Below are 11668 nucleotides of genomic sequence, written 5' to 3'. Positions count from 1 at the left end.
TTTATTTTTTTAGCTCTTTCCCCATGCCTTTCAAAAAGTGAAGGCCAAATCCGACTGCACGGTTGATATCAGGGTCTTTCAGAGACTTAACTAAATCGAATGCACTGATCTTCTTGTCGCTATCTACAAAATCTTCGCCTGACTTTACACCAGTAACCACACTGTCTAACAATCTCTCTGTTACCTCAGGATCCATCTTCGTTAAGACGCCAGCTGCACCCATCAGGTTGTTTATCATATTCGTTACAGGCTCGCGGGAAGCTTGGCCAAGGGCGATACTTGCAATCTTGTCTTTTGCTTCAAGCATAGCGTTCGCGGCTTCCAAAGCGCCAATCTTGTTTAGTTCACCAATAAAATCAAGGGCACTCTTCAACGCTTCATCTTTTTCAGCTAATGCTTTTTGTAACTCAGCCAGTTTTTCCTGCTGAACCTGATCTTCTGTTTTCTCGTTCTTTTTTACAACGGTAATTGGCTGTGCCATATTAAATCCGCCTCCTTACACTTCATCTGTCAGGTGAACATAACCTGGACGGTTCCATTTACGCTCCACTTCTACACCGTTCTGCGGATAACGTTTTTTGTTTCTCGGATTGTTGCCAGGAAGCTTCACTTCACCTTCACGGCTGATGATTTCCATGCGTACCTTTGTTTGCTTATAAGCTGGTGTATGCGTACGGTGATCCAGCGCAGGACCTGTTAAAAAGTTGATCGCCGTCTCGTTATTGACTGAGTTCATCGGCAGATAGAGCTCATTGTTTTTGACGCGGTCTGTAACGAGTGCATTCAGCTTAACGGCACCAAAAGGAGAGATCAACCGAACAACAGACCCATCAACAACACCGCGTTCTTCAGCAAGGGCAGGTGATACCTCAACGAACACATCTGGGACCTTGTGTTGTATCCCTTTCGATTTGTTCGTTAAGTTTCCTTCATGGAAATGTTCGAGCATACGCCCGTTGTTTATATGCAGATCGAACTCCTCAGGAAACTCAGCTGGAAGCATCCAGTCAGATAATGCGAAACGGGCTTTCTTATCAGGGAAGTTAAAGCCGTCTGTGTAAAGAAGCGGCGTGCTCTTTCCACTAAAATCTCCCCATAGGAAGCTGCCCCAGCCTTCCAGCACATCGTAGTTCGCTTCACCAAAGAGTGGTGCGAGACTAGCCATCTCTTCAAAAATTTCACTCGGATGACTGTAGTTCCAGTCTGCTCCCATTCTGATTGCGATCGCTTGAATGATCTCCCAGTCTGGGCGAGAACCCCCAGTTGTCGGCAGTGCTTGGTACAGACGCTGAACACGGCGTTCTGTATTCGTAAACGTTCCTTCTTTTTCTAGAGAAGGAGCTGCTGGTAACACAACATCTGCATATTGCGCGGTTTTCGTTAAGAAAATATCCTGCACAACAAAGAATTCAAGCTGAGACAACATTTCATGAACGTGGTTTGAGTTGGAATCGACTAAAGCCATGTCTTCTCCGACCAAATACATCGCTTTGATCTCACCAGTACCGATTGCTTCAACCATCTGAATGTTATCTTTACCAGGCTTGCCGTCAATTGGAACGCCATATGCTTTTTCAAATTTCGCACGGGCTATGTCATCGGTAATATGCTGATAGCCTGGAAGCCAAGCAGGAAGAGTTCCCATGTCGCAAGCCCCTTGAACGTTGTTGTGGCCACGAAGAGGGTAAGCGCCAGCCCCAGGACGGCGGTAGTTACCCGTTGCTAATAGCAGGTTTGAGATCGCAGCAGACGTATCACTTCCGCCTGTATTTTGCGTAACACCCATACCCCAGAGGACACAAGTACCATCAGCGTCACGGATCATTTTTGCAACATTGATCATCATCTCTTGAGAAAGACCTGTAATCTCTTCTGCGTATTCAAGTGTGTATTTTTCCAGAACTTCTTTAAACTCATCAAAATAATGAACGTTTTCTTCAATAAACTCCTCATCGTGCCAGCCTTGATCGATCATGTATTTTGTAACCGCCATGAGCCACACTTGGTCCGTTCCTTGTTTCGGACTCATGAAAATATCAGAGCGTTCAGCAAGTTCGTGTTTACGAAGGTCGGCTACAATCAGTTTTTGGCCGTGAAGCTTATGGGCTCGTTTAACGCGTGTCGCTAGTACTGGATGCCCTTCAGTTGGGTTAGCGCCAACGACAATTACAAGACCAGCTTGCGCGATATCCTGAATCGTTCCAGCGTCACCACCCATTCCAACGGTGCGGAACAAGCCGTCAGTTGCAGGGGACTGGCAATAACGTGAGCAGTTGTCGACGTTGTTTGTTCCAATTACTTGACGTGCGAGCTTCTGCATCAAGTAGTTTTCTTCGTTAGTAATTTTTGATGAAGAAACGAAACCAAGTGCGTTGCTGCCATATTGTTTTTTAATAGAACCCATCTTACTCGCAATGATAGTCAATGCTTCGTCCCAAGTAGACTCAACAAAAACGCCATCTTTACGGATAAGCGGGGTAGTAAGACGCTCTTCGCTGTTTACAAAATCCCAGCCGAACTTTCCTTTTACGCACGTTGAGATCGCGTTTACCGGACCTTCACTTGGTTCGACTTTTAAAATCTTTCTGCCTTTTGTCCATACTTCGAACGAACAGCCTACACCACAGAATGTACAAACCGTTTTCGTCTTTTTCGTTCTTGTTTCACGCATAGCCGCTTCCACTTCGGAGATGGCAAAAATACCGCTGTAGCCAGGCTCGACTTCTTTTACAAGTTCGACCATCGGCTCGAGCAAATCTTCTTTTAACCCAGTCATAAAACCAGCTTCACCAAGCATGGATTTTTCCATAAGGGCGTTACACGGACAAACCGTTACACACTGACCGCAGCTCACACAAGACGAATCGTCTATACTCGAACCTGCATCCCAGATAACACGCGGACGTTCGCGTTCCCAGTCGATCGATAGCGTTTCGTTGACCTGCAGGTTTTGGCAAACCTCCACACACTGGCCGCACGTGATACACTGATTCGCATCATAGCGGTAGAATGGGTGAGACATATCAATATCTACTGGCTCTTCTTTTGGAGAATAAGGAACAGCCTGGTGTTCGATCTCCATAAGTTCAGCCGTGTTATGCAGCTTACAGTTTCCATTGTTGTTGTCACACACTGTGCAATAGAGAAGGTGGTTTTCGAGCAAGCGGTCCATCGCCTGGTTTTGGGCATCTTTCGCTCGAGTTGAAGAACGTTCGATACTCATACCATCAAGAGCAGCTGTGGAGCACGAACGCACGAGTTTCCCATCCACTTCTACAATACACGTATCACATGTCTCGATCGGGTCAACTTGTGGTGTATAGCAAATCTGGGGATGAGGGAGTTCATTTTTATTAATAATATCGAGAATCGACGTGCCAGATGGAGCTTCGTACGTTTTCCCGTCAATTGAAATCTGAATCATTTTATCCATTTAGAACCTTCCTTTCGTTTGAAGATACAAAAAAATCCACCACGAAAGCACAAATTCTATACACGTACAGAAAATGCGAGTTCATGGTGGAATAGTTTAATAGCAGAGCGTACTATTTAGCCAATCCAACATTTCAGTTATGTAATTCAGTAAGAGGGAAGAAAAACAGTGACAACTATTCCTTCTTCCAACTTTTCTCTTCTTATTATAGCGTTTACATTGGGAAAGAACAATAAGACTTGTAAACTTACATTCATATTTATCACGTGCGAAAAGTAAGTACTTCATGTATGATTAGTAAAAAATGGAGAAACAGTGGTGATGGTTCAAGTGTCTAAGAAAGTGCATGACTTTAATGATATTATCCGCAAACTGCGAAAAAACCTGTTAGGAAAAGGACCGGAAAAGATCCATACTGTCTTTGTAGAAAACATGGCGATCTCGACGATGTACGGGAATTTAACGCCTACCGAAAAGTTTATTGCCCGAACGGCAGAGGGCAAGGAAATGGTGCATGCAGCAAGAACACGCCTTATTCAGGATGTTTACGCGACTGCACCTCCAGAAGGATTGGAAGATGTAACAGGTGCCAAGTTTGTTCATCTGTTCTCTGATTTTAAAGTTGATGAAGACATGGCTGTGTCGGTGTTTGTGTTTGATAAACCTATTGCATAGAGTGGTGGTGGATTTGATCATGAAGCCTGTTGTAACGAAGCGTGAAATTCTTCAGTTTAAAAGCGGGAAAGCCACACAGGTGGAAGACACGATTGTGACTGAACTTCCGGTGACGATTAAAATCAACGGGGAAGAGTTCGTGACGATGGTGTGCAGCCCCGAGTACATAGAAGACATGGTGGTTGGTTATCTGGCCTCTGAAGGAATTATACGAAACTATAAAGATATGAAAGATATGTGGGTACAAGAAGACGGCAGCTATGTGCATGTGACAACAGATCGTCTGAACCCGCTGTATCAAAATCTGCAGAATAAAAGATACATAACGTCTTGCTGTGGAATGAGTCGTCAAGGGTTTGTGTTTGCCAGTGATGCTTTAATGGCAAAATCTATGAATGATGTACGGATAAAAGTGACGCCTGAGGACTGTTTCAGGTTGATGAAAGAGATGCAGAGCGAGGCTGGGATCTTTCAAGAGACAGGCGGGGTTCATAACGCTGCACTTTGTGATGTGAACGGAATTGTTCTGAGCCGGATGGACATCGGGCGTCATAATGCACTCGATAAAATATACGGGTATTGTTTACGAAATGATATTTTCATAGGGGATAAGATTCTTGTGTTTAGCGGGCGGATATCATCTGAGATTTTGTTGAAGGTGGCGAAGATCGGCTGTGAGATCGTATTGTCTAAGTCAGCACCAACTGAATTTGCGCTGCAATCAGCAGAAGAATTAGGCATTACGACTGTTGGATTTATCCGTGGCGATTCTATGAATGTGTATACAAGGCCGGAAAGAATTATAACGGAGTAAAGCTGAGTGTAAGTGCGAGGTTGTGCGGTGTAAAGGAATTCCGTGATTAGTGATGTTTTTTCCGTGATTGAAGGCAATTTTTCCGTGATTATCCTCTTTTTTTCCGTGATGAAGAGCAAAAATTCCGTGAAGTACAGAAAACAGAATAAAGAGAAGTAAGCAGTTCCCCTCATTCAACAGGAACTGCTTTTTGTCAATAGCGAAACTGCTTTAAAGATCTTACCAATCCCGTTCGTCCCACTGGTTTTCAATCACTTCTAATCGTTTCTTCTCACCGCTCGAATCCGTACCAAACACATCGTTCACATACCAGCCCCTGCCGTTTACAGTAGCGTCAGTCTGATATACAAACCGTACAAACTTCGTTCCTTCAGGCAACTCCACTTTCTCATGATTCCATTTTTCTTCTTTACCGGTATAAACTTCAGGTAAGCTCCTCCACGCTTCACCATCTTCTGAAACTTGGAGAAGACCTTTGTCACTCCCATCTTCTAGGCTAACCCAATTCTCAAAATGAATCGTGCGTTCACCTTCATCTACACCAAACGTGAGACTTCTTTTTAAATTATCCCCGTAACCAGCGAACCACGCGTTATCTCTTTGCTCCATTGGTACAGAAATGGCATCACCCGCAAGCTGAGCAACTTTGCGCCTGATCGGATTTATGGATACGGTTGCCCGGGAAGGATGGACGCGGTTCGTCAACGTTAGAACAATCATCTGATTTTTAGGTGATACCACCATAGATGTTCCGGTATAGCCCGTATGGCCGAGCGTTTCTTCATTTGCCAGAGAGTCCATGTACCAGCCTTGATTCAACTCCCAGCCAAGGCCGTGTGAGTTGCTCGGGAACTGAGGAAGCTGATTTTCCGTTAACAAGCGTACCGTTTCTGGCCTCAATATTTCGGTTCCGCCATATTTTCCTTTTTGCAGGATCATATGACCGAAAATACCAAGATCTTTAGCTGTTGAAAAGACTCCGGCATGTCCAGCTACACCGTCAAGGCTCCAGGCGTTCTCATCGTGAACACTGCCCCAGACCAGCCCACGGCCGATGTTTGGCTGATATTCTGTTGCGGCGATGCGGTCCCGAAGCTCTGCTGGAGGGTTGTACATCGTATCGTTCATCCCAAGAGGCTCTGTGATGTTTTCTTTTACAAATTCATCGAGTCGCTGTCCAGAGAGCCGTTCTACTAGCACACCAAGTGTGATCAAGTTAAGATCGCTGTATGTATATGTGGTACCTGGATGCTTATTTAGTTTGTATTTTAGTGCGATCTGCAGTCGGTCTTCCCGGTTTGTTCCCATGTTGTAAAGTGGGATCCATGCAACAAAACCAGAAGTGTGTGTCATGATCTGTCTGATCGTTACGTTTTCTTTTCCGTTTTCGTTAAACTCTGGGATATACTTTCCGACTGGGTCGTCTAAGTTGAATTTTCCTTGTTCATACAGCTGCATGGCGGCAGTTGTAGTAAAGAGCTTGGAGATCGATGCGATGTCAAAGATCGTGTCTTTTTGCATCTTAACCGGATTTTCCATCTCGGTAAACTTATCGTCCGTGTAACGAGCGGAATAGCCATAGGCATCGTGTTTTGCAATACTGCCGCTGCGCGCAACCAGCACGACAGCACCTGGCATCGTTCGCTTTTCCATCTCTTGCGCAATGAAATTATCAATCTGGTTAAGAGGTTCACTTTTTAACGATGCACTTTGTGGAGTGCCTGGGTGAAGAACTGCAGATGATGGAACAGGGCGGTTCCAATCACCCGGTCTTACATGGTTTTCTTTCGAAGAACCTTCAGCAAAGATTACAGGGGTTACACTGGATAAAAGCATGGCTGTACTTAGCATGGTACAAACTAAAACCCGTTTTCCTCTCATATGTACGTCTCCTTATTCTGAAAATTCTTACACTTTATAACAGTAACAATCCTGCTTAGCAGTGTCCATCGCGCATAAGTCCTATTGAAGACGTATTACTTTGTACATAGATCCTCAAATGGAAAGGGACTGTTCTTGAGAAAGAGCAGTCTTTTTTATATGAAAATAAAGGAACATTTCCCCTTTTATCGAATTGTTAAGGTGGACGAACGAGAGAGGAGCCACTTTCGTGTTTTTACAGCTAACCCCTGCTTTTATTACGTTTATATTAACGGTTTTAGTAGCACCAATTTTGATTTTTACCTTAAAAAAATTGAAACTGACACAGCCCATTCGAGTTGAACTGCCAGCCGATCATCAGGAAAAAAAGGGAACACCTCTTATGGCGGGAAGTGTCTTTTTTGTAGGGATATTCGTAGCCCTTTATTATACTACGAGTCCTGTGATGCTTTTTCTTGCAGGTACGTTTGTGCTGTTTAGTTTTATTGGGTTTCTTGATGATTTTTGGAAAGCATCAAAACAAGATCCAGGTGGTGTTTCTGGAAAAACAAAGCTTATTTTTCAATTTGCGTTTACGATTCTTCTCCTGTATATTGGCATTGATCTTTTCGATATTGATACGAGCATCCGTGTGACGGAATCACTAAATATTGTCTTCCCTTATGTCTTTTATCTAGTTATAATCACCTTGTTCATTGTCGGAACCGCAAATGCCATCAATTTCACAGACGGAATGGACGGGCTGTTAGGAATGGTGTCCATACCTACATACTTCTTTTTCTTTGTCATTAGTGAGAATACAGAAGTGAAAGTGTTTTGTCTGGTGATGATTGCAACCATTCTTGGTTTCTTGATCTATAACTTATATCCGGCAAAAGCGTTTATGGGGGATACAGGCTCTTTAGCGATAGGAGGGACGTTATCATTTCTCGCAATCATTGAAAACGTAGAAATCTTGATTCCGATCCTATTTATCATCTATCTTGCCGAACAGCTATCGGTCATCATCCAAGTAGCTTATTTTAAACGTACGAAAAAGAAACTGTTCCGCTTTACGCCAATTCATTATCATTATGGAATAAAGTATGGCTGGTCTGAAAACATGATCGTTACCGTATTTGCGATGGTCTCATGGGCCGCCTGTGGAATATGCCTCATCTACTTTGAGATATTTATGTAGGATATAGCCATAAAAAAAGACAGCGATTTCTCGCTGCCTTTTTTTATTTACCAGATCTCCTCGACCCACTCAGGGTGGTCGATGAAAGGATTACGGTTATGCTGGTACTGCTCATATATGATGTTATTTCGGTTGCGTTCCCAGTTATCTACTGGATCCTCCAAGTGCCATTGCAATAGTGTAGATAATTTTCCGTGGTAAGGAGCTGTTCCGTTATTTACAGTATTGTTCATTTCAAGCTGAGGTTCACCGCTATCGCCTTCGTAACGGACGGCCATATAAAAAAGCATGCGGGCTACGTCACCTTTTACAGCATCACGCGGTTCCCAAGAATCACTGTCATAATAGTTGCCGAGTGCTTCAGAGTGCTGTGTGCCGCCGTTATCAAAATCAAGGTTCCCCCTAGAGCTATTTACAGTTACATCTGTCGGACGTAAGTGATGAATGTCAGTACCCGCACCCATCGTCGTTCCAAAATCACCATGAGACTTTGCCCAAACGTGTTCACGGTTCCAATCGTTAACGTCACTGCCATTAGATGTTTTGCTCTGTGAACGTCCTGTATATAACAAGATTACATTATTAGTGTTGTTTGGGTCTTGGTCGGTCACCTTTAATGCTTCCCAAACCTCTGTATAGGAAAGCTCGGTATGATCGTCAATTATGTTATGAAGGGCTGTTTTCAATGCTGTTCCCGTAAGACCTCTAGCAGAATTGTAATACGTGTCATCATAAGCAGGCGGATCGGTTGGGTCAGTAGGAGGATCTGTAGGTGTAGAACCTGATGTTTTTTCCATTGCCGTTGCGTCCTTCACACCAGCATGTGAAAAATAAGCCGTTAAGTAGCCTGTAACTTTAATAGATTGTCCTTTTAAACTAGGATTTGTTTTTAAACCAAACTGTGAACGAAAAGAAGTAGGAATCTGAACATACACCATGTTGGCAGTGTTTGTCTCAGATGCACTGTCTGCTAAAGCAAGCGCATAATCGTTCGGATAGTTGCTTGTCACAACAGTTGTGGTTGAAGTAGGCTGTCCCACCACATAACCTTGTACCGTTTTTAAGCTGTTGTTCTGGTTTGCTTTTGCCTGTGATACAGAATACGGACTTGACCAGGATCCATCACCGGCAGCTTGAAGAGTCGGGATGAATGCTAGAGTACTAACTACTAAAGCAATGACAACTGAGAAAAGAGAAAGGAACTTCTTGTTTCCATGTCTTTTCAACATCAACGCCTCCATATATTTTATTTTCGACCCCATTTAGCAGAAAAAATTCTAGATGTTGGAGAAACAGGTTTTATTCTACAATCATTTTATTAACTTCATTTTACAGATTTGTAAATCTATAAAACTAGCTACAAAGGGACGAAGTACTGGAGGGTGAAAAACAGTCAGAAGTGCCTAGAGCAAAAACAAAAAATTACTTTGGACTGACTTTTTTACTGCGTAAAACAGTTATAAATCCGTCCAATATATCATGGCTAACCTTAAAGCCTTTTCTCTTATAAAATTCCAAAGCATTATCGTTCCCATTCGAAACATAGATAAAGTAATCTTCAACCATATCAAACTGACTTAACCAATTCATGGACATGTTAAAAAGGGTAGAGCCCACCCCGTATTGTCTGTAATCTTCCTTTATATAAAACTGAGATAAACAGCCGACAACAGTTCCATGAACAGAGGAAAGGTCGAAAAAGGTAGCAAATTCGTTTGAGTAAACTTCTTTTGGAGAGATATTGGAATAAACGTAACCTACCACTTCATCACCATCCTTGACGACCACTATATAGTTATATAATGCCTTCTCTACAGAGGGAACTAGACGCGTTTCAAAATTCATCGAGTCAAATAATTCTGGTGTTATGTATGCTTTTGACTTTTGAAAGGCCATTAGTTCATTACATCCATCCCTGCAAAGCTCAATCTTTTCTTCAGTAAGAATCTCATAGTTTAAGTCCATTTCGCACACCCCTTCAGATCGTAAAGTACGCTATAATTTTATTACATAACAAAAGGAAAACAAGTATGCAGTTATTTCTTACTAAGTCAGTAAAAACTGATTAAAGGAGTCTTACCATGAATAGATACAAACGAAAAGAAGATTGCCCGTTAACGTTTGCTCTCACGTTAATCGGAAGTAAATGGAGACTGCCGATCATTTGGGCATTATGGAAAAATAAGACGCTGCGTTACAACGAACTGAAACGTCATGTGGATGGTATAACAAACATGGTCTTATCTCAATCATTAAAAGAAATGGAAAACCAGGGAATTGTCGTTCGTAAGCAATTCTTAGAGATACCCCCAAGAGTTGAATACTCTTTAACAGAGGCTGGAGAGGCATTGATACCTTCACTGGAATCACTCGCAAAATGGGGAAAAGCCATGCAAGTAAAGGTGAAAAATCATGTCTGAATGTCCACTATGTCGGGAGAATAATCATTGTGCAATTGAAGCTGGTGAAAAACCAGAAACGTGTTGGTGCATGAGAGTTGCCATTCCACTGCAGCTCCTCGAAGCGGTTTCTACAAACAAAGAAGTATGTATTTGCCAAAAGTGTATTGAAAAATATGAAAAAGACGCATGTTCATAAAATAACAGGCGTCTTCGTTATTAAAATTTACGGTATTTCTCTTGTAGTTCGAGGATCTTATTTAATAACTCTTCTCCAATTTCTTCTTTAAAATCAAGATAAACGGGTTCCCAAGCTTTTGCCCATTCCTTCTTTTCCTTATCTGTCAGGCGATGAATGGAAATGGAAGAGTTTCTCTGAATGATGGATAGCTGTTCATCGTTCATTGCAAACGAATGTGTCTGGTTCCACCGTGTGGTCTCATCCAATGCTTCCGAAATGATCTTTTGCTGATCAGCCGTAAGATGATCCCAGAAATCCTTATTCATGATAACGGCATATCCTAAAAATCCATGATCACTGATGGTAAGGTCACTTTGTACCTCAAAAAACTTTTTTGAGTAGATGTTAGAGATCGTGTTCTCTTCACCGTTCAATTCCCCTGACTCCAACAACCGATATGTATCATTAAAATCCAGTCCAATGGCTTTGGCACCTACTAACTCAAATTGTTTTTTTAGTACTGAGCTTGGCATGATACGAAGGGCCTGTCCATTTAAGTCAGCTGGCTGAATGATCGGACCGTTATTTGTTGTTACTTGTTTAAAGCCATTAATCCATAATGTGAGGCCTTTCATGTTGCTTTTCTCTAGTTTCTGAAGCAGAATCTCACCTATCTCACCGTTTAACGCTTCAATGATACTTTCTCTTGTAGGCATTGCATATGGAAGATCTAGTACTTGCCACTTGGAAGAAAACGAACTTAGCTTTGTGGTGGCTGGAGCAATCATCTGTATATCTCCACGCTGCAATGCTTCAAATTCCTCTTGATCGGAATATAGACCCCCGTTAGGAATCACTTCTACTTTTATCCGACCATCAGATCTTTCATCAACACGGTTTGCAAACCGTTGGGCAGCAAGGCCTTTTGGCGTATTTTCCGCGACCACATGGCTAAATTTGATAACTACTTGTTCATTTATTCCTTCTTGATCATCGTCATAGGGAACCGTTCCTTCTGACAACTTCGTATGGAACCCAATCCAGATCGATGCGGCTAAACCGGTAAGCAATAACACCACAATTCCCGTGAATGCTTTCATCATTC

Annotated in this window: 11 protein-coding genes; 5 read left to right on the top strand and 6 right to left on the bottom strand. The window is 42.6% G+C overall.

Annotation, left to right across the window (positions count from 1 at the left end; all coding sequences use genetic code 11):
- Position 1: 1 nt before the first annotated feature.
- Positions 2-481 (bottom strand): helical membrane plugin domain-containing protein, encoded by a 480-nt coding sequence (locus IEV52_RS16010; protein ID WP_188403490.1) that lies wholly within the window; start codon positions 479-481, stop codon positions 2-4.
- Positions 482-496: 15 nt separating this feature from the next.
- A complete protein-coding gene (gene fdhF / locus IEV52_RS16005; RefSeq protein ID WP_188403958.1) occupies positions 497-3424 on the bottom strand; it encodes a formate dehydrogenase subunit alpha in 2928 nt (975 codons plus the stop codon).
- A gap of 339 nt (positions 3425-3763) precedes the next feature.
- Here fdhF and IEV52_RS16000 point away from each other — a divergent pair, with 339 nt between their 5' ends.
- Positions 3764-4108, top strand: a complete 345-nt coding sequence (locus IEV52_RS16000) for a Na-translocating system protein MpsC family protein (protein WP_188403957.1) — start codon at positions 3764-3766, stop codon at positions 4106-4108.
- 19 nt (positions 4109-4127) lie between these two features.
- A complete protein-coding gene (gene fdhD, locus IEV52_RS15995) occupies positions 4128-4922 on the top strand; it encodes a formate dehydrogenase accessory sulfurtransferase FdhD (protein WP_188403956.1) in 795 nt (264 codons plus the stop codon).
- Between the two features lie 219 nt (positions 4923-5141).
- On the opposite strand, the gene IEV52_RS15990 is transcribed toward fdhD, so the two are convergent.
- Complete coding sequence (locus IEV52_RS15990) at positions 5142-6803, bottom strand: serine hydrolase domain-containing protein (protein ID WP_188403489.1); 1662 nt, start codon at positions 6801-6803, stop codon at positions 5142-5144.
- 229 nt (positions 6804-7032) lie between these two features.
- Here IEV52_RS15990 and mraY point away from each other — a divergent pair, with 229 nt between their 5' ends.
- A complete protein-coding gene (mraY, locus tag IEV52_RS15985) occupies positions 7033-7983 on the top strand; it encodes a phospho-N-acetylmuramoyl-pentapeptide-transferase (protein ID WP_188403488.1) in 951 nt (316 codons plus the stop codon).
- 47 nt (positions 7984-8030) lie between these two features.
- Here mraY and IEV52_RS15980 read toward each other — a convergent pair whose 3' ends face one another.
- Entirely contained in the window at positions 8031-9161 is a 1131-nt protein-coding gene (locus IEV52_RS15980; RefSeq protein ID WP_229754356.1) for an endonuclease, read from the bottom strand.
- 244 nt (positions 9162-9405) lie between these two features.
- Positions 9406-9948 carry a GNAT family N-acetyltransferase gene (locus IEV52_RS15975; protein WP_188403486.1) on the bottom strand — a complete coding sequence of 181 codons (543 nt, stop codon included), beginning with the start codon at positions 9946-9948 and terminating at the stop codon, positions 9406-9408.
- A gap of 116 nt (positions 9949-10064) precedes the next feature.
- Between IEV52_RS15975 and IEV52_RS15970 the strand changes: the two genes are divergently transcribed.
- Together IEV52_RS15970 and IEV52_RS15965 are read left to right on the top strand one after the other, a co-directional pair.
- The gene (locus IEV52_RS15970) at positions 10065-10403 is read left to right on the top strand and encodes a winged helix-turn-helix transcriptional regulator (RefSeq protein ID WP_188403485.1); all 339 of its coding nucleotides are present in this window, start codon (positions 10065-10067) and stop codon (positions 10401-10403) included.
- The gene (locus tag IEV52_RS15965) at positions 10396-10581 is read left to right on the top strand and encodes a cysteine-rich CWC family protein (protein WP_188403484.1); all 186 of its coding nucleotides are present in this window, start codon (positions 10396-10398) and stop codon (positions 10579-10581) included. Before IEV52_RS15970 ends, IEV52_RS15965 begins: the two co-directional genes overlap by 8 nt.
- Before the next feature lie 20 nt (positions 10582-10601).
- Here IEV52_RS15965 and IEV52_RS15960 read toward each other — a convergent pair whose 3' ends face one another.
- Entirely contained in the window at positions 10602-11663 is a 1062-nt protein-coding gene (locus tag IEV52_RS15960; protein WP_188403955.1) for a DctP family TRAP transporter solute-binding subunit, read from the bottom strand.
- Positions 11664-11668 lie beyond the last annotated feature (5 nt).

This window comes from Fictibacillus barbaricus, assembly GCF_014635025.1.
In the GTDB taxonomy this organism is placed as follows: Bacteria; Bacillota; Bacilli; order Bacillales; family Fictibacillaceae; genus Fictibacillus; species Fictibacillus barbaricus.
This window is presented reverse-complemented; position numbering and strand designations above follow the sequence as displayed.